At 49.4% G+C, this 19,418-nt stretch carries 14 protein-coding genes; 8 read left to right on the forward strand and 6 right to left on the reverse strand.

Annotated elements, in window-relative coordinates; translation table 11 throughout:
* Window positions 1-140 precede the first annotated feature (140 nt).
* From AC52PS_RS09420 to AC52PS_RS09430, 3 genes are read right to left on the reverse strand one after another with little or no spacing between them, the layout of a single operon-like run.
* Window positions 141-1,247: a M23 family metallopeptidase gene (locus AC52PS_RS09420; RefSeq protein WP_495562808.1), complete on the reverse strand. Its 1,107-nt coding sequence runs from the start codon at window positions 1,245-1,247 to the stop codon at window positions 141-143.
* Between the two features lie 37 nt (window positions 1,248-1,284).
* Window positions 1,285-3,390 (reverse strand): single-stranded-DNA-specific exonuclease RecJ, encoded by a 2,106-nt coding sequence (recJ, locus tag AC52PS_RS09425; protein WP_495562809.1) that lies wholly within the window; start codon window positions 3,388-3,390, stop codon window positions 1,285-1,287.
* Window positions 3,391-3,437: 47 nt separating this feature from the next.
* Window positions 3,438-4,802: a thymidine phosphorylase gene (locus AC52PS_RS09430; protein ID WP_495562810.1), complete on the reverse strand. Its 1,365-nt coding sequence runs from the start codon at window positions 4,800-4,802 to the stop codon at window positions 3,438-3,440.
* A gap of 176 nt (window positions 4,803-4,978) precedes the next feature.
* On the opposite strand from AC52PS_RS09430, the gene AC52PS_RS09435 reads away from it, so the two are divergent.
* A complete protein-coding gene (locus tag AC52PS_RS09435; RefSeq protein ID WP_495562870.1) occupies window positions 4,979-5,440 on the forward strand; it encodes a hypothetical protein in 462 nt (153 codons plus the stop codon).
* Here AC52PS_RS09435 and recO read toward each other — a convergent pair.
* Window positions 5,423-6,187, reverse strand: a complete 765-nt coding sequence (gene recO / locus AC52PS_RS09440) for a DNA repair protein RecO (RefSeq protein WP_495562811.1) — start codon at window positions 6,185-6,187, stop codon at window positions 5,423-5,425. The genes AC52PS_RS09435 and recO overlap by 18 nt on opposite strands.
* A 222-nt stretch (window positions 6,188-6,409) precedes the next feature.
* On the opposite strand from recO, the gene lon reads away from it, so the two are divergent.
* The 3 genes from lon (at window position 6,410) to AC52PS_RS09455 (ending at window position 11,161) form a co-directional block, all read left to right on the forward strand.
* Entirely contained in the window at window positions 6,410-8,755 is a 2,346-nt protein-coding gene (lon, locus tag AC52PS_RS09445) for an endopeptidase La (RefSeq protein WP_495562812.1), read from the forward strand.
* A gap of 76 nt (window positions 8,756-8,831) precedes the next feature.
* On the forward strand, window positions 8,832-9,875 hold the full coding sequence (locus AC52PS_RS09450) for a M15 family metallopeptidase (RefSeq protein ID WP_495562813.1): 1,044 nt from the start codon (window positions 8,832-8,834) through the stop codon (window positions 9,873-9,875).
* Window positions 9,876-9,922: 47 nt separating this feature from the next.
* Window positions 9,923-11,161 carry a peptidase U32 family protein gene (locus AC52PS_RS09455; protein ID WP_495562814.1) on the forward strand — a complete coding sequence of 413 codons (1,239 nt, stop codon included), beginning with the start codon at window positions 9,923-9,925 and terminating at the stop codon, window positions 11,159-11,161.
* Here AC52PS_RS09455 and AC52PS_RS09460 read toward each other — a convergent pair.
* The gene (locus AC52PS_RS09460; protein ID WP_495562815.1) at window positions 11,146-12,102 is read right to left on the reverse strand and encodes a hypothetical protein; all 957 of its coding nucleotides are present in this window, start codon (window positions 12,100-12,102) and stop codon (window positions 11,146-11,148) included. The two genes, AC52PS_RS09455 and AC52PS_RS09460, sit on opposite strands and share 16 nt — an antisense overlap.
* Window positions 12,103-12,275: 173 nt before the next feature.
* Between AC52PS_RS09460 and AC52PS_RS09465 the strand changes: the two genes are divergently transcribed.
* Entirely contained in the window at window positions 12,276-13,616 is a 1,341-nt protein-coding gene (locus AC52PS_RS09465) for a DUF1015 domain-containing protein (RefSeq protein WP_495562816.1), read from the forward strand.
* A 189-nt stretch (window positions 13,617-13,805) separates the two neighbouring features.
* Window positions 13,806-14,756 (forward strand): TP0183 family DNA metabolism protein, encoded by a 951-nt coding sequence (locus AC52PS_RS09470; RefSeq protein ID WP_495562817.1) that lies wholly within the window; start codon window positions 13,806-13,808, stop codon window positions 14,754-14,756.
* On the opposite strand, the gene AC52PS_RS09475 is transcribed toward AC52PS_RS09470, so the two are convergent.
* On the reverse strand, window positions 14,720-15,256 hold the full coding sequence (locus tag AC52PS_RS09475) for a hypothetical protein (RefSeq protein ID WP_495562818.1): 537 nt from the start codon (window positions 15,254-15,256) through the stop codon (window positions 14,720-14,722). The genes AC52PS_RS09470 and AC52PS_RS09475 overlap by 37 nt on opposite strands.
* Before the next feature lie 180 nt (window positions 15,257-15,436).
* Here AC52PS_RS09475 and AC52PS_RS09480 point away from each other — a divergent pair, with 180 nt between their 5' ends.
* Both AC52PS_RS09480 and AC52PS_RS09485 read left to right on the forward strand, forming a co-directional pair.
* A complete protein-coding gene (locus AC52PS_RS09480) occupies window positions 15,437-17,968 on the forward strand; it encodes a midas domain-containing protein (RefSeq protein WP_495562819.1) in 2,532 nt (843 codons plus the stop codon).
* A 3-nt stretch (window positions 17,969-17,971) separates the two neighbouring features.
* Window positions 17,972-19,417, forward strand: a complete 1,446-nt coding sequence (locus tag AC52PS_RS09485) for a hypothetical protein (protein WP_495562820.1) — start codon at window positions 17,972-17,974, stop codon at window positions 19,415-19,417.
* Window position 19,418 lies beyond the last annotated feature (1 nt).

Consider the following 19,418-nt stretch of genomic DNA (forward strand, 5'->3'; position numbering starts at 1 on the left):
TATAATTGGTTAAGGCAAGCACAAACATGATTGTCCAAAACTTGCCGGAGCTTTGAGAAATCTGTGCCGATTGGAGCAACCAAGCGCAGCGATTTCCGCTCCAGGCTGAGATTCTTCAAACAATTACATTTTGAATAGCCTCAGTCGCCATACAGTATAAAATTCCGCCGCTGTTTGTCAAGAAGCGGGGAGTTGAGCATATCCCGGGGATCAACGGCGGCTCCCATAATTCTCAGCTCCCAGTGAAGATGGCTGCCGGTGCTCAGCCCCGTTTTTCCTGCGGTTCCCAGCTGTTCTCCGCTTTTCAGCACCGTTCCTTCTGCCACATCTATTTCATGAAGATGATAGTACATGGTGTACACTCCTGGCAGATGTTCAAGAACCACCGTCTTTCCGCTTACTATGCGGTCGTCGGCCATAACCACTTCACCGCTGAAGGGGGCAATCACAGGAGTGCCTTCGGCTGCTCGGAAATCCAAGCCGTTATGGATGCTGTACGCCTCATTTCCGTCCTGGTAGCGATAGGTTCGCCGGTCTCCAAAGCCTGAAGTATAATCGATATGGTCCAGGGGCATGAGGCCAGCTTCGCTCAATTGGATGTGCCGTGCGGAGGGGTCGCTGCTGAGTAATAGCTGGTTCAGGGTTTCAGTTTCGGCAATGCGCCGGGGACTTTCATCGGTACGGATATTGGTAAGCTGCCGGTTCAAATAAATTTCTTCCCTGGCGAACTGCCTATCGCTGATCCGAAGGGAGTAGTCCCGGGTAAACGCAGGATCATCTCCCTTCGGTTTTTCTCGATCCGTATCTGATAGTTTCATATACCTGAGCCGGAGGGTATAATCACCCGGCGGCATCCACGTATGAAACCCGGAATAAAAGTAAAACAGACCGTAGCCGTCTCCCTCCTCCCCGGAAAATTCAAGAGCTATGCCTGGTATTTCCCGGGCCCGGGAGAGATCCGCTGATTTTGAATCTGAATCTGAATCTGATTCCGGAAGGGAATCACCGTCCAGCAAATGAAGGGTGTAGGTGTAGCCCGCTGCAGGCTCGGGTGCAAATGCCTCAAAAAACGATCCCGGGGTATACACCGGTCTGGAGAGAATAAAACCGGGAACGGTGCGAATGGTAACCGCCGGGGCTTCAGATATTTCAGGAGCCGTCGTTTCTCCCGGATCCGGGATGATTCCGCAGCTTACGGATACAGATGCGAAGAGTATTACTGCAAGGACTGATACCGGGTTTTTCATATATACCTAACATATTGCCGGCGGAGCATTTGGGCAATCAGGTCCGCTGGATATCGATAATATTTAACTGCATGTTGCTATTATTTCCGAAGTAATTCCGCTCTACGGTAAACGCACATTGTACCGTATCCTGAAGTTGGAAATCATCGGGGAACCGATCTGCCGATGACCAAAAAACCGCGGGCCATTTCCGTCTACCGATGTTGAGCAAAAGCCGCAAATGGTATTGATCTTTCCCGATCACCTGACAGTTCTCGATTTTTGCCGAGGATGTCATATAGCGGATTTCCTGAAAGTCCATTCCCCTGGGTTCAAGGGATGCCTGGAATTGCTCAAGCTGTTCTGTCACCATATCCGGGGAAAGATGCAAGTCCAGGTTGAGGGTGGAATCCTCTTGAGCATCAAGCTCGATAAAAGGCGCCGCATCTTCAAGCCTTTGGGAAAATGTATCAAATTGATCCCGGGTGAAGTGAAATCCTCCGGCGGCGTCGTGGCCCCCAAAATCGTCAAAGATATCCGAAAAACGGCTGAGAAAATCGGTGACATGAAAACCCCGAATACTCCGGACCGATCCCACATAATGTTCCTCAAGGTCGGCTATGACAAAAGCAGGAACCTGAAGCAGGCGCGCAAGCCGGCCTGCAAGAATTCCAGTTATTCCCCGATGAATAGATGGATGATACACCAACGCAAGTTTGCCGTCGTATTTTTCCAGGGAGTTTTTCGCATCGGGAACAACCGCCTCCCATGCTTCATTGCCGAGACGCTTCCGATCTTCGTTCAACTGATAAATCTCATCCGCAAGGGAGGAAATATCTCCCTCCTCCAACAACAGTTTTACGGCCAGGTCCGGCCGCCCCATTCTCCCTGTGGCATTGATGGCGGGGGTCAGTTTCCATGAAATAGTCTGAGAGCTGAGATCCTTATTCAGCAGCCCCAGTCTGGCAATCAGTTCCCGCAAGCCCGGTCGTCTGGCTGTTGAAAGCAGCTTCATCCCCTGCTTCACCATAATCCGGTTCTCGTTCAGCAGTGGCATCATGTCTGCAATCAGTCCAAGGGAAACCAGATCCAGTCTGGATTTCATGTTCTGGAGGATCGACGGATTTTTCGAATAGAGATAGCTCACCAGGAGCTGTACACCTGCATCAATCTCTTGAACCTGCCTGGAGCTGAATTTGTTGAGCTTGGATCCCTGAAGCATTCGGAGAAGACTTTTTCCCTTCAATGCTGGAAACTGCTTCCAAACCTCCTGGGCAATATCCTGGACGGCAACCTGGGTTCCCGGGCCGAGGAGTTGCTCAAGGAGTTTCAGCTGGGCGTCCTGCTGGTACACGAGTATTGCCTGGTCCGAAATAAAATCGATGACCCGCATCAGCTGAACTTCACTGGAACTGTTTACAAAGGTTTCGGTAATTCGTGACTGCTCCACCAGGTTCGACAGCTTCACGGCCTCAACAATTATGCTGTCATTTCCAGGTCTAAGATTCAAAAAGCAGAACACCTGGTTGTAGAAATCACTTCTGGCCATGTCCAAGGCTGTAAGCACCTTGAATACCAGGGCTACAGCGCTCAGCCCCTGGAAGGGATAGCTTTCTTCAGGTGACTTGGGATTAATGATCGCCGTTGCGTCAGGCAGATATTCCCCGGGATTATGGTGGTCGATAATAATGGAGTCGATCCCCGCACTCCTGGCAAATTCAACCTCTTTCACATTGCCGATTCCGCAGTCGACGGTGATAATGAGACTTACATCCATGGCTGCGTATTTCTCCACCGTTTCCATCTGAAGACCGTAATGATCATCACCCATGGGAACTTCCCAAAATACCTCAAGTCCTTCTTTGCGGAGTGCGGAAACCATCAATGCCGTAGAGGTAATCCCATCCACGTCCCGGTCCCCGAAAACCATCACCTTTTCTTCTTCTTCAAGGGCATTCAGAAGACGGTCGGTGCAAAGATCCATTTGGGAGAATAGAAACGGATTATGCAGTAATCTGATGTCATCATTTAAAAAATACTTCAGCGTCTCGGGTTCAAGAATGTTTCGACCCAGCAGGAGTCTGGAGGTAAGGGCGTCAGTGCCGTATTTCCCGGCAAACAATTCTATTTCATCTGTATCTACATTGGGAACATTCCATTGCATGCTTACGTTTTCCTGTCTGTTTTGTTAAGGAGGCGTCAGTTTGGCGTCTATACGCCGATGACCTCCCGGATCATTATCTGGGGCTCAACCGGATTTGATGAAAGTTCTACCACATTTTCAAGGTACTGCAAAGCTGATTTCATTCGCCCATCTTCCCTGGCAAAGAGAGTGAGAATTGCATCGCCCTTTTTTACCCGGCTGCCGGGTTTCTTGTGAACGATAATCCCCACATCCGGATCTACATTATCGCTGGCCACATTTCGGCCGGCACCGAGAATAACCGATGCCGAGCCAACCATAAAGGAGTCGATACCGGAAATATAGCCGTCTGAGGATGCCCTGATTTCCTGTTTTACCAGACCGTCTCTTTTGCCGATTTTTTTCTCGGCCGAATTCTTATCACCGCCCTGCAGCCTGGCATTTTCCCAGAAACGGTCCAGTGCCGCCCCGCTTTCAATTACCTGGAGACATTTCTGCACCGCCTCTTGGAAATCCCCGGCAACACCGCTGACCACCAGCATCCATGCGGAGAGATGCAGGGTTACCTCCATGAGGTCTCCGCTCTCCCCTTCCACAACCAGGCTCCCGTTATTAAACCGGGCTTTCCAGCCCTTTGATTCGAGGCAATGGATACTTTCTTCAACTTCCATGAAATTTCCAACCATTGTCCCCAACGGGGTGTTCATATTTGTTATTACGGCGGTCACCCCTCTTCCCAGCTCCCGGCCGGTTCTGACCAAAGAATCCGCAAGTTTGCGGGCTTCTGCGGGGGTCTTCATGAATGCTCCGCTTCCATATTTCACATCAAAAACCAGATGTTGTGCGCCTTCTGCAAACTTTTTACTGAGAATGCTGGCAGTGATCAGGGGTATAGATTCCACAGTGCCGGTGACATCCCGGAGGGCATACAGTTTTTTATCTGCGGGTACAATATCCCCACTTTGACCGGTCATGGCAAAGCCGCACTCCTGGATGATGCCGGCGAATTTTTCCGGACTCAGAGCGGTAGAAAAACCCGGAATGCTCTCAAGCTTATCCAGCGTACCGCCGGTATGTCCCAGGCCTCGGCCGGACATCATGGGAACTTGAGCCCCTGCGGCGGCAACAATCGGGGCTAAAATAAGGCTCACCTTATCCCCCACACCGCCTGTTGAATGCTTATCCACCAATGCGTTCTGTGTGTAGCCGCTTACCATACTGAGATCAATAACCTCACCTGAGGCAATCATTGTTTTGGTAAGCAGAGAGGTCTCAACACTGGTCATGCCCTGAAAATACACGGCCATGAGAAATGCGGATATCTGATATTCCGGAATACTTCCGTCCACGTATCCGTTCACGATATATGCAATCTGCTCTTCGCTGAGGGCTTTTCCGTTCCGCTTCTCTAAAATGATATCCAATGCACGCATTCCACCATCCTCGCGTTTTTGAAATTTCCAGTATTGTATCACGTTTTGTTTGTCCCACCAACATCCTCATCTCTGCCTCCATAGAAAAGGGTTCTCCGGCTGATTGAGGGGGCTGCTGATATTTGTTAAGATGAATCATGCAAAATTTTTCGTCCGATTCGTCTGCACCAACATGGATGTTATTTGTGGATCTCGATGGAGTTCTGGTAGATTTTGACCGGGGTGTGAAGGAATTAACCGGTAAGTTTCCCGGAGAGCTTCCCCCGAAAGTGATGTGGCCCAGATTGGCAAAAAGCAGGAACTTTTACGACAGCCTGCATTGGATGCCCGACGGGAAGGATTTATGGAATGAAGTGAAAGAACTGCATCCGATTATTCTCACAGGTCTTCCCATGGGGAACTGGGCGGAAGCCCAGAAGCGCAGCTGGTGTGCCAGGGAATTGGGTGAAGAGGTGGAAGTTATTACCTGTATGTCCAGAGATAAGGCCAAAAAAGCGAAGGAACGGGCGGGAAGCGCCACCCCCATCCTAATAGATGACAGGCTGAGGCTGAAGGACCCATGGGAAGAAATGGGCGGGATATTTATCCATCATCGAAGTGCAGAAGAGAGTCTCCGGTTGCTAGGGGAAAAGACCTGATTCCAGACTTTTCAGCTTCCTGCCCATCCCGTACTCATACATGCCGGTGAAAAGCCGGAATAGGGAAATTGTCTGGCCATGAGTGAATTCTGCCATGTTGCTGGTATGTTCAACAGAACTCTTGAGAGAATTCTCCGTACAAAGCTGCAGAAATTCCCGCTCTTCTGCGCCAATTATAATCCCTTCCCCGGGACTGAAAGATGCCGTGAAGCCTTTCTCGTGAAAGAGGTACACGGATTTGCTTTCCCGAGGAATCCTGGCTGATCTACGGATGTCGTAGTCAAGCTCTGGCTGTTCTCCGATAATTTCCAGATACCGCCACAAGGCACCGGATGCGAGAAGAACTTCCATGCCCGCAGGTATTCCGTCCAGGGAGTCAAGATATTCATACATCAGTCGGTATGCACGGGGATCCTGATCATTACCCCAGTAGGCTTTCAGCATTACCTCGCTAAGAAGGCTGGCCGCATAGATCTTCCGGGGATCGTTTCTGAGAGTGGTGAACTCATGGATTACATCTATATCTACAATTTTGGTGTAGTTCTTCACCGGATCGGTATAGAAAAAAAATTCTCCGGTGTGAAAGGTCTGGGTTGATGCTCTCAGGGAGCTTTTCTGCCCCGATGCCCCGTATGCCGTGGCTCCGACAATTCCCATTCCAGGTGTGATTATGGAAATATACCGGTTTTTATTTTTACCGGGCCGGACCCGGAGAATAATTCCGGGACTTGAGAAATTCCGCTTCATTGGGCTCAATATGAATTGAGTTGACGAATTATTCAACTACCAATATTTTATTTCGGGAGTCGATGTTAATATTCCCCGATGTTTGAAATCGGCAGAACGTATTGAAATCATAATCTAATACAGACTTGAATCCTTATGGTTTCGACCCTATGGCAGGAAGGTTTAAAACACCCCTAAAAACCTTCCTCACAGCACAGTTTTTACACCAAACGGAGTTAATATATGTCAAAATTTGAAATTGCCCCTCTTGAGCTCTCACTTCCTCAGAAACTGAGAATTGTACCCCTGAACGGGAAACCTATCTTCCCGGGGATTTTTACTCCTTTGATGATCAGCTCTGATGAAGATAAGGCCGCAGTGGAAGAAGCGGTGGAGGGTGACGGCCATGTGGGGCTGGTGCTCACCCGCACAGCCGACCAGGAACAGCCGGGTTTCGAAGAACTGTATGGGATCGGAACGGCCGCAAAGATCGTAAAGCGGATTAATCTCCCGGATGGCGGAATAAATGTGTTTATTTCCACCATCCGAAGATTCAAGATCAAGAAACCTATTCAGTCGGCACCTTCGCTGATCGCCGCAGTGGAGTATATCGACGATGACTACGAGGATAGCAACGAAATCAAGGCTATGGCCAGAAGCCTTCTCACTGAGATCAAACAGATATCCGAGGGGAATCCTCTGTTTTCTGAAGAGATGCGCCTAAATATGGTGAATATTGATCATCCGGGAAAAATCGCCGATTTTATCACTTCAATATTGAATATCGACCGGGATGAGCAGCAGGGAGTATTAGAAACCCTCAATATCCAGGATCGGATGGAAAAGGTGCTGGTATTTCTGAAAAATGAGAAGGAACTTCTCCGCCTGCAAAAGAAAATTCAAAGTCAAATCAATGAAAAAATAGAGAAAAGCCAACGGGAGTACTTCCTCAAAGAACAGCTGAAAACAATCAAAGAAGAATTGGGAATAGCCGTTGACGGAAAGAGCGAAGAACTCAACCGTCTTGAGCAAGCCATTGAAGATCTCCAGCTGCCCGATGATGTCAGGGAACAGGTGGAGAAAGAACTGCATAAGTTCAGCCTTATGGATCCGAATACTTCAGATTATCATGTAACCCGGAATTATCTGGATACGATTGTCAGTCTCCCCTGGAATGATCCTGAGCAGAAAGAAATCGATATGAAAAAAGCTTCGAAAATTCTCAATAGAGATCATTATGGTCTTGAGGATGTAAAGGAGCGTATTCTTGAATTTTTGGCCGTACATAAAAAGAAGAAAGATTTTAAGGGCTCAATAATATTGCTGGTCGGTCCCCCGGGAGTTGGGAAAACCAGCATCGGAAAATCTGTAGCCCGTTCACTGGACAAAGAATTCTTCAGGTTTTCGGTGGGGGGAATGAGAGACGAAGCAGAAATAAAAGGCCACAGACGTACCTATGTGGGTGCCATGCCGGGAAAAATCATTCAAGGATTGAAGATTGTAAAATCTAAGAATCCGGTGTTCATGATCGATGAGATTGATAAACTGGGGGCAAGCTTCCAGGGGGATCCCAGCTCGGCGTTGTTAGAGGTTCTGGATCCCGAACAGAATATCAGTTTCCGGGATCATTACCTGGATTTACCCTTCGATGTGAGTCAGGTTCTGTTTATTGTTACGGCCAACACCCTGGACAGCATTCCCCGCCCCCTCCTTGACCGGATGGAGGTGATCCGGCTGAGCGGATATATCGCACAGGAAAAAGTTGCAATAGCCAAAAAATATATAATTCCCAAAAGCCTGGAGAAAAACGGCCTGGATAAAAAAGAAGTGAGCTTTAAGAAAAACGCCTTACAGAAAATCGCCGAAGGTTATGCCCGGGAAGCGGGTATGCGGAACTACGAAAAGGCAGTGAACAAAATTAACCGAAAAATTGCCACCAAGCTGGTCATGGAGGAAGTTGAGCCTCCGGTGGAGGTTGACGAATCAACCCTGCCCGATTATCTGGGCCAACCCTATTTCCGGGAAGAGGACCGAAAAATTCTGAAACCGGGAATGGTCACCGGACTTGCCTGGACCAATTTCGGGGGCGATACCCTGATTATCGAAACTGTGGCCACCAAAGGAAGAGAAAGTTTTAAGCTCACAGGTCAAATGGGAAAAGTGATGCAGGAATCTGCAAATATTGCATACACCTGGGTGAAGAAAACCCTGGAAGATCAAAAAGACACGGAAGGATTCTTCAGTGATCATACGGTGCATATTCATATCCCCGCCGGCGCAACTCCCAAAGACGGTCCCAGTGCGGGTATCACCATGGCAAGTGCCCTTCTCTCCCTGGTAAAGAACCAAAAAATCCGCAAACGGCTGGGAATGACCGGAGAGTTGAGCCTCAGCGGTTCTGTTCTTCCAATCGGCGGATTAAAAGAAAAAACCATTGCCGCAAAACGGGCAAAAGTGAAGGAAATTATCATTCCCAAAGCCAACGAACGGGATCTCACAGAAATCCCCGACCACATTACCCGGGGGATCACCTTTTATCCCGTAGAACATATGGAAGAAGTTTTGGAGATTCTCTTTCCAAAGAAGTAGTTGTCATATATGGTTACCCATATGCCCCTGACAGATCCCGGGGGCAGCCACATTGTTCGAGCAGGAATATCAGCATATGAGAAAATCCCGAAAACGTTCCAATACAGCCAACAAGATCACATTTCTGCGGAGAGTGGTCAGCATAACCGGTACAAGCCTCCTGGTTCTGGGGGCCCTCCTGATCGGATTGTTCGCCGGGGTCCGGTATTCAACTTCACTTCCCCTTCCCAGTAACGGCGAAGCCGGGCCGGGGGATCAGCTTGAAACCGATGCTCAGGTTCCAACGGAAGATCGGCTGAATACAGAACAATCGGCTTCAGAATCCCCTGAATCAGCCGAAGCTGGCTCTAAATTTCTGCACCCCAGTTTCAGCCTTAACGATTCGGATTTTCGAAGCCTGGTAGGCCGGGGATTGGAAGCCATGAATACCCAACCCTCCGGGGAAACCCGGCAGCGGATGTATGAGAGCATTGTTGCGGAACCCGCTATTTTTCTGGACTACCTTCACTCCATGCTCACCAATCCTGATCCCATGCTCTACGTATTGGCGGACAAAAAAAACAGTCTTCCCTCAGATTATGTCCCCGGGGACCTGGTATCCCTGAATGAATACTCCTCGTATCTCGTTCTCAACAGGAATGACCTGAGTCTCCGCCGTTCCATTATGCCCATGGTGATGGCCATGGTTGAAGCTGCGCGCCTGGACGGCATTACCCTGGACTTTTCAAGCTCCTACCGAAGCTACGAATACCAGGAGGGCCTTTTCCAGAGACATGTGGATAATCTGGGTATTGAAGAAGCGGAGCGGGTCAGTGCCCGCCCGGGCACCAGCCAGCATCAGCTGGGTACCACCATCGATTTCGGCTCGGTGACGCCGGCATTCGCCACCCATCCGGCAGGTTTATGGCTTGCACAGAATGCAGGGGATTTCGGCTTCAGCCTTTCATACCCCGACGGCTACGAGGAGATTACCGGTTATAGCTATGAGCCATGGCATTTTCGCTTTATAGGAGATGCGGCGGTGACTCTCCAAGACAGGTTTTTTCTGGGAATCCAGCAGTATCTCCTGGAATTTTATCAGGCTTCGAAAGAGGAGTTCAGGGAACATCTACGGACCTGAACCTCTTCAAGCTTGACCTAGTTCGGCACCTGTGATACATAGCTGCAATGGAATTACTTGCCCCTGCGGGAAATATAGAAAAACTTGAAACGGTGTACCGCTACGGTGCCGATGCCGCCTATATCGGCGTAGGAAATTTCAGTCTCCGCTCCCGGGCGGAAAACTTCGATGGCGGCGACGGCAAACGGATTGAAGAAATGAAGGGCGCTCGGAAATTGTATGCCGCCTTGAACATATATTTCCATGATACCGACTTGGCGGAACTGGAACGGAATCTGGACGTTTTCGCCGAGTACCCCTTTGACGCATTTATTATATCGGATATCGGCGCACTTCCCCTTCTGAAGCGGCGCTTCCCCCGAATGGAATACCACCTCTCAACCCAGGCAAACTGTATTAACAGTGAGGCTGCAAAAATGTATGCAGACATGGGGTTCTCCCGGATTATCCCGGGCCGGGAACTCAGCCTTAATGAGATCGCTGAGCTGAAGAAGAAGGTTCCCGAACTGGAAATTGAAACCTTTATCCACGGAGCCATGTGCCTTGCCTATTCGGGACGCTGTTTTTTAAGCAGCTGGATGTCCGGCCGCTCCGCAAATCAGGGGGATTGCAGCCACAGCTGCCGATGGAACTACCGCCTAGTGGAAGAAGCGTCCATGGCTCTGGAAGAAAAAAAGCGGCCTGGAGAGTATTACCCGGTAATGGAAGGGGAAGGTTTTACGACCGTTATGTCCAGCAAAGATATTTGCATGATTGATTACATGCAGGACCTCTATGATGCAGGGGTGGACAGTGTAAAGATTGAAGGACGGATGAAATCCCTCTACTATGCCGCGATGGTCACCCGGGCATACCGCAAGGAGATTGACAGGGTGAGCGGCGCCGACAGCAACCTGACTTCGGCGAACGATACCCGGCCCTTCAGAGAGGAACTCTATAAGGTGAGCCACAGGGAGTTTTCCACCGGCTTTTACTTCGGCAGCGAAGAAATCAGCAAACCCAATGAGATAAGCTATGCCCGCAGTCACATGTTTTTGGGAACCATAGGTGCCGAACTCAGCCCTGGGCGTCACATTCTCCATGTGAAAAATCAGATTCGCAGGGATGATATTCTTGAGTATATCGGACCCAATATTCTGTTCATTAGTGAGAGTGACTTCGTCATCTATAATCGGGACGGCGAGGCCGTTGAGCAGGCTGATCACGGAAAGTACTATGAAATACAAAGCTCCGCAGAAATCAGCGAAGGATACATTGTCAGAAAGGAAGTTCAGCCCAATCCCTGAGTCTGAAGAATTCTCTTCTGAACCAGATTCAGGGTCATCATAAACCGTTCATACCATGCATCTTCAGTGAAGTGTTTGATGGAACGGTTCAGCTCCTCCTCAAGCTCCCTGAAGCTGGATATTATGCCGTCCCCGTTGCTCCAGTCATTCACAGCTGTTTGGACGCTGGAAAACGGCCACAGATGTCGGGAGGATCCCCTCTGCAGTCTGTTAATCAATGATGCGGAATCCTGAAACAGCCCTCCGGGAATTGAATCCATCCACCGGGTCCAGGCAGCACGCAGCCGGGGAAAACCGGGGTATTGGGAATCGTGTATCCGGTTCATAACCTGTTCAGGACAGATATCATGGATTTCCAGTTCACTGAGCTGCTCAAGCCAAAGTTTCCCGGGAAGAATGGGGATCAACCCGCTTTTGCCGGGGGAAATGCTTTTTTCCGGAGATCCCGGTTGGAGCCAATGGATTTCCAATGACGAATCGGGAATATCTTCACGGAGCCTGTCCTCAATTTTTTCCCTGATTGATGGTGATAATTCGCACATCAGTTCCACTGCCCTGATCCCTTTCGCTGAAAGACTGAGAATATCGGAAATCGTCTCGCTTAAGCGGGCGGATAAAAAGGGAAACGCATCCTCCCCCCGTTCGTCCAGCCCCAGCCGCCAGTCTTGTTTGCCGGGTATCCAAAAAGGATGATCCAGGTAGATTCGCACCCCAATCCGATCCCCGAATGCAAACAACTGGGAAAACAGCTTCTCGTCGTATGCCAGACCGTCATCTCTGTCCTGAAACGGAAAAACCGGAGTAAGATGAAGGGACACATACTCCCGGGGTTTTACATAAGGAGAATCCAGGATCCGGCGAACGCTTCTCAGGAAAAGCTCGGGAGTGGGTGCCAGGGGTTGTACATCAAGGTGAATGGTGGAACTGCTGCCGGAATTCATAGCTTGAATTATAGGGAGTGATTCAATGAGCATGCAAGGAAAATCTCACAGAAGTCTCGGAGACTTCAGCAAGGGTACGAAGGTATTGGGCCCCCGTTTCCAGCAAGCACCCTTGATGATGTGGGATAATCTGAATATGCTTCTTCAAGCAACATCAATTACAAGGCGGCCACATGAAAATTAATGAATCAGCACTGGAAAAACTGGGCCTGCAGGTCCCGGAAATTCTGCTTCCCCGGGAAGATATTGCCCAGGATAAATGGGCGGTCATCGCCTGCGATCAACATACGTCCGATCCTGGATACTGGAAAAAGGTAGAGGATTACAGGGGCGACAGTCCAAGTACCCTGGATCTGGTGTATCCTGAAGTATATTTGGACGAGGATAACGGGGACGAGCGTATTTCCAGGATTCATGGGGCAATGAAATCCTATTTGGATTCAGGGGTGCTAAAAAGCAAGGGACGCGGATGGGTTTATGTGCAGCGGCACACCCGGGCATCCGGATTGAGAGAAGGTCTGGTGTTGGCGGTTGATCTTGAAAAATACGATTACTCTGCAGACAGCAGCAGCCCGATTCGGGCCACTGAGGGAACCATTCTTGACCGCCTCCCACCCAGAATCAGAATTCGAAAGAAAGCCCAGCTTGAGCTTCCCCATATTATGATTCTCATTGATGATCGGAGTGCAAGCATCATCGAAGGTCTTAAGGAACAAAGCGATAATCTTGAAACCATCTACAATATAGACCTGATGCTCGAAGGCGGACATCTGAAAGGATACTGGATCGACCAGCCGGAAATAATTAATGATATTTTGGCCAGGCTGGAACCTCTTGCCGATCCCGAAACAAGTCAGAAACGCTATGGCAGCAATACGCCACTTCCCTTCGCAATGGGTGATGGAAATCACAGCCTGGCCACCGCCAAGGCGGTCTGGGAAGAGTTGAAAAAAGACCATCTGGAGAACGGCGGAAGCTTCCAGGATATTCAGGACCACCCTTCCCGCTTTGCACTGGCTGAGCTGGTGAATATATACAGTCCCGGACTTCAATTTGAACCCATTCACCGATGCCTTTTTCAAACCGACAGCGGGTCATTTTTTCACGCGCTGGAGGAAGAAACAGGACACAAACCTATTGAGCTGGATAATGAAAAAAAGGCACGGCAGATTCTCAAAGACAGTCAAAATGATGCAGTAGCCTACACGAAAGGAAGGTGGTACCATGTACCTAATTCCCGGAGTGAACTGGCTCCTGCAATTGTGGACCGGACCTTTCACCGTGTTGAAGCAGAGAGTTCCCGGGGAAAGATCGATTTTATCCATGGTTGGGAGCATACTAAGTCCATATGCGGGGAATCGGATGACCGAATTGCAGTGTTTTTCAATGTGATACCCCGTGAAGAACTTTTCTCATATGTAATTAAGCATGGAGCCTTGCCCAGAAAAGCGTTCAGTATGGGCGATGCGGAAGAAAAACGGTATTATTATGAGGTGCGCAGGGTCCGCGAATGAGCGCTTGATGCCTGATCCCGTCGGGACTTTCACCCGGCTCAGGTCGACTGAACGGCTCAGGTCGACTGAACGGCTCAGGTCGACTATACTGCTCAGATCCGCTGTGGGGCTCTGAGCTGTTCGACTGTCTGTATTTCAAAAAAGCCGTCGGGAATGGATTTTTCACACCACGGGGAGTAGAGTTATTTTATGAGGAAAGCACTTTTCTACATACTCAGCCTCATGCTGCTTAGCGGATTTGTTCTTCCCGAACGGCTTTCCGCACAAATTCCCCGCTCCAGAATCAGTTTCGCCTTCGCCGGACTGCTCAGCGACCAGGAAGATTTCAGCCCGGAGGAAATTACCGTCCTGGAAAACAGGATTACCAGCCACCTTCTGGAAATTGGACAGGCTGAGAACTATCGTATTATTCCCATTGACGATACTTCACGTTTCAACAGTTCCTTTCCTTTCGGAGAAAATGCAGGAGCCTTCCTTCAGAATTATCCGGACGCCGCCCCGCCCCAATCCAGGGGAGTGATTATCGGAGAAATAAACAGAATCGGCGAGCGCATATATCTGGATCTTCATATTTACAGCAGGACCAGTGGAGAGCTGCTCCTGGCAAATTCATCGGATTTCGCCGGATTCGAGGATGCGGTATCGGGAGTCAGACGGGGTGTTCGCAGTCTCTTCGGCTTTGAAGATGAATCCGGGTCGTCCACCGGAATAGCCAGGGGTGTACAGTCCCAATCCGGGTCCGACCAGGAATGGCGCAGACCCACAATGAACGGAATTAGCGGCACCTGGGAAGGTGACACAGGTATTGGGAATGTGATTATCGAAAGTGACGGCACGGCGTACGCCGAATTGGCCGGAAATGACGGTATGCGTCTCCGTGTGGTTATTGAGGAAGAAAAGGTCAGAATCAGACAGGATGAACCCAATGCTCCTAAGCTCTATCTGCCCTTATTCCCCTATTCAATCGCCTCCCAAATCGTGGATCTTGCCCGGCCCATGAGCTGGGAGTTCCGTCTCAGCAGCAGCGGTGACAACCTTATCGGTGAAAAATTCACATCCTATTTTTTTATTGAGGACGGTCAGATCAGCAGGGTGGATAATACTTATTCCCGGGCCGCAAGATGGATACGCATCGAATGACTCATGTCAAAATCGCTGCCCACCGTTCCCGGCTGTGAATTTGTATCAGTTTTTGGAACACCGGCTTTCAGCCCTTCCTCCGGAGGATATACGGGGATAAGAAGCATGAGAAAGAAAACCAGCATGCTTACCGCCACGGAAACACTGCGGATTATCCGAATCCTTTGGGTATTTTCAGCTTGATGGTATGCAAGCGTTTGTCCAGGACTCATAGCCGGAATTTCCCGGGAAGCATCCCTGAGCTGGAGCATTCGTTCATCGGTAAATAGTAAGCCGAGCCGGTGAGCCTCTCTGATGAGAGCATCTTCCTGATCACGAAGCTGGTAATAATATACCTCCAGATACTCCCCTTTTTCCCTGATCTGAGCTATATTGTCTGCAAGGGATTTCCGGAAATGATCCAGCTCCTGAAAGTTGGCTTGGCTGTGAGGACCATACAGTGCCAGAAGAAGCAGATAGGCAACGATGCCGCTGAATATGGATATTAGTATCCGGAGCATTTTCATATCCTTTCAATTAACGGTATGAGGAACGGAAATCTTAAGGCCTCAATACCGTTTGATCTCCAACATTGACAGCCACAAGTCCATGCTGTAGATTTAAATTAGGTATAACTTTTTAATCGGTTCGGCCGATACTTTTGCTAGACTACTACCGATCGAACGACCAGGAGATCGCCGATGGCTGATGAAAATAACGCTCAGGACATGGATATGGACCTGGAACTTGATGAATTAGATGATCTCGATGATGAACTCAATGAGTATGGTGTATTTGTAAAAGCCGGTCCTGAGGATGTGGAAGATGAGCCTTCGGACCCCGAGCTTCTGGATCTTGAGGCGGATACCATTGCACAGGAAGACGTCTCAACTAAAGATGAAAGTAATCCGGAGGAACCGGATACTCCCGTGGATCTCAGTCCCGATGAGGAAGATTTGCTGGGTAATTTGGAGGAATCCTACGGAGATGATGAATCGGACACATTCAGTCTGGACGACGATCCTGACTTTTCGATAGACGATTCAGATGATATTCCCGTCAAACCCGATATCCAGGTCTCCGGCGACAATTCTGCACCTGAAGAAACTTTGAGCGACAGCGAATCCCAGGCCCTGGATGACGCCCTGAACGACCTTGAAGGTCTGGAAGAGGAAATCAGCCTGAGTCTGTCTGATGAAGATGAGGATGACCAGACCATTTATCTCGAAGAAGATGAGATGAAACTCGACCTGGACGAACAACGGGACGATGTTGCCTTCGAAGAGGATGAGACACCTGACGATATAGTCATTCCCGATCTGGATGATGACCTTGACGATATTACCATTCCGGAATTGGATGATGAAATTGACATTCCCGAACCCGATTCCGGTGAATCCGATGAAAACCAAATGGAATCGGATCTTGAAGTTGAATCGGCGGATGAATCTCTCCCCGGTGATCTGGAAGCCCTGGATGAGTTGGACGATGACGGTTCCGACGATGTTCTCCAGGAAATCAGTCTCGATGAGTTCATGGATAAAACCCGGCCCTCTGAGGATGATGACTTCCCGGATAATGATATATTCTCCAATGAGCCCGCTTCCGCAGCAGGTGATGAGAATGCTGAAGAAGCTCTCAAGCCACCGGAGCAGGATGAAGATTTCCTGGAACTTGACGACGAAGAAGACCTTCTGCGCAGCGAAATGGAATCAGACGATATAGATATCGATCTGGACGAAGAGCTGCTGGATTTTTCGAGCAGCGATGATGACGCTTTCACCCTTGAGGAGAAGCCCCTAGATGAAACTGCAGAGTACGAGTCTGAAGGTGAATCGGGCAGCTCCTACGAGAGCGAACTTGAAGATTCATCTCTTCCAGGCGCAGAAGATGATGTGGTAAGCCTGGACGACCTTCCCGACAGCGATTATTCTGAGGAGCTGGATGAACTGGAACTGGATGAGCTGGAAGTGGACGCTCAAGATGAGACATCCAAAGCACAGGATCCCGGGGATAATGCAGAGAATTTTGATGATGTTGCCGCTTTTTCTGACAGCCTTACAGAACCGGCAGAGTCGGAACCCACCGAAACATCTATGGTTGATGAAGCGATCCGAAACAGCAAAGAAGCAGATACCGGCGGGGACGAAAATAAAGTACTGGCAAGTATTGAGAGCGAACTTTCCGCCATTAAGACCGAATTGACCGACCTGAGAGCTGAACTCCACCGCCTTCGAGGGGGTGGAGCCGCAGCAGGAGCCGTTGCAGGCGCTGCAGCAGCATCCGTTCATGAAGCAGCATTGGAAAATGCCGGTGAACCTGTAGCAGCAGATCATCCTGAAGCACAGGCCCCGACAGAAGAAGATATTCACGGCGGCTTCTTCGCCGGAGAAGATGAAGATGAAACCATCGCTCTCACCGGAGATGAACTGGATAATATTCTAAACACCGCTGAGTTCACCGAAGAGAGCGGACAGGCAACGGCCTCCCCCGATGAAGAAGAAGCAGCAGGGGCATTCGAAGACAGCTCACCTGATCAGAACAAGGTGACAGAAATATCCATAGAAGGTGATGAAGAAGATCCCTTTGGGGGAAGTGATGATGAGCTTCAGGCAATGGCCGAGCTGGATATTGAAGAAGAACTTGCCGGAATTGATGATCTAAAAGATGACAGTGATGATATTCAGCTTTATACCGGCGATGAATTGGAAGACATGGAACTGGAAATCCCCGAAATCGGTGATGAAGACGAAAGTCCGGTTGACGGAGAAATTGAGGCTGAGACAGTCACTGAATCGGACATTGAAGATGACTTCCAGGAAAATCCTGAATCGGAATCTGAAGAGGCTTCTGTTTCTGAAGGATTAAGTGCCGATGAAGAAGCAATGCTTATGGGTGATCAGGAATCCGAATCACAGATGGATATAGACCTTACGGAGGACGAACCCGTAGAGGAGCTGAATCTGGAAGAAATTGAAGATGCCCATGAAATAGGAACTGAGGATTTCAGCGAACCAGAAGTCTTGGATATCTCTGAGGATTCGGAACAACTATCGGAACCGGCTCAAAGGGAAGACCATCAGCTTACAAGCGAATTAAAGCATGAGCTGAAGGCCGTTCTTACGTATATGGATTCACTACTGGAAAATCTTCCGGAAGAAAAAATTGAAGAGTTTGCTCAGTCAGAGCATTTTGCCACCTACCAGAAGCTGTTCGAAGATCTGGGGCTCTAATCCATGGGGCTTCTTGCCAGAGTGAAAGAATATCAGAGTAAAACAGCTCACTCCGAACATCGGGGTGGGCTGCTCCAGAGGGCCCGTGAACTTCGAGAACAGGGTTATCACGGCAATCTCTCTCAGACACCCTCATCTGCTCCGGCTCAATCTTTGAATGCCACCGCTCCCGAAAGAGAGGCGGAAGATGATGAACTTTTCGTAGAGCTTCAGTTTCCCGATCATCCCAATTCCTCTGTCCCCCTGCCCGCCCATGGCGATATTCTCATTGGCGATGAGGAGGTTTTACCAAAGAACGATCTTGATGCCATTACTGAAATACATTTGGCAGACGAAATACCGGATGACGAAATACACCTGGCCGACGAAATACCGACTGACGAAGAAAATGACAATGATTTTTTCCTTTCTGAGAAACAGTCCCATGAATCTGAAACCACATCCGATAACCTCAACGGGGAGAAATCTTCCGCCCACAGTGACAATAGTGACCAAGTCCGTGCTCAAACTGATAATACTGTCTATGACAAAACAGATCATTCGGCTGACGATGCGATAGATGATTTCAGCCCACAGGCCGGACGACTGATTCCCCAGGTTCTTGCAGGACTGGGCAGCATTCCCCGGGGTTTCGAAGCACCCTATATGGCATGGGGTATTTTACGGGATTTCCTGGGAATACAGCAGGGAGCCCTTCTGCTTCAGGATCATGCGGAGGACACCCTCATTCCCTACTCAGCAAGCGGTTTGAGTTTCGACAGCCTTCAAAAGCTCCGGATTGACTCGAAAGACGTGAAAAGTATGGCAGTCCCCGGGAGAATCCGTGACCCGCGGGTACTTGAACAATGGAAACTTCATTTATCTATCCGTGAGGCCGAACTGCTGGAAGAACTGATGGTCATTCCAATGGGAAAAGGGGAAACCGGGTTGTGTGTACTTTTTAAGACCCCGCTGTTTTCCCTGGGTGATGAAACCCTTTCTATTATGACCTCAACCCTCGCAGAAGCGCTGGGGAAGATGCTTGAAAACAGCAGGACCATTCTGCTCAATAATATCAGCCCACGTTTCATTGTAAGCATGAATCAGTTTCCCGGTCTGTTGCAGCAGGCTTTGGAAAATGAGAGTTCACTCATTCTCGGAATCCAGCTGCAGCAAATTCTCGATAGCCTTTTACAGGCCTCTCCGGATGCTCTGGAGAAACGGGTAGCCCTTGATGCAATGAGGGTTATCGGGAGCATTGTACAGGAAGACGGTGCCGTTACTTCAGATTCCGATTATATTTACATCCTCTTCAGCGATATCGAAGATATCGATCCCCAACTTATTAAGGAGCAGTTGGAATTTTCCATCCAACAGGCATTTTCCACTGAGCTTCCGGGAATACAGTTCGTAGAGTTTCAACCTCAGGAGGTTGAACATATTCTCCGGCATATGACCCGGCGGTCCTGAG

The organism is Salinispira sp., from assembly GCF_059431795.1.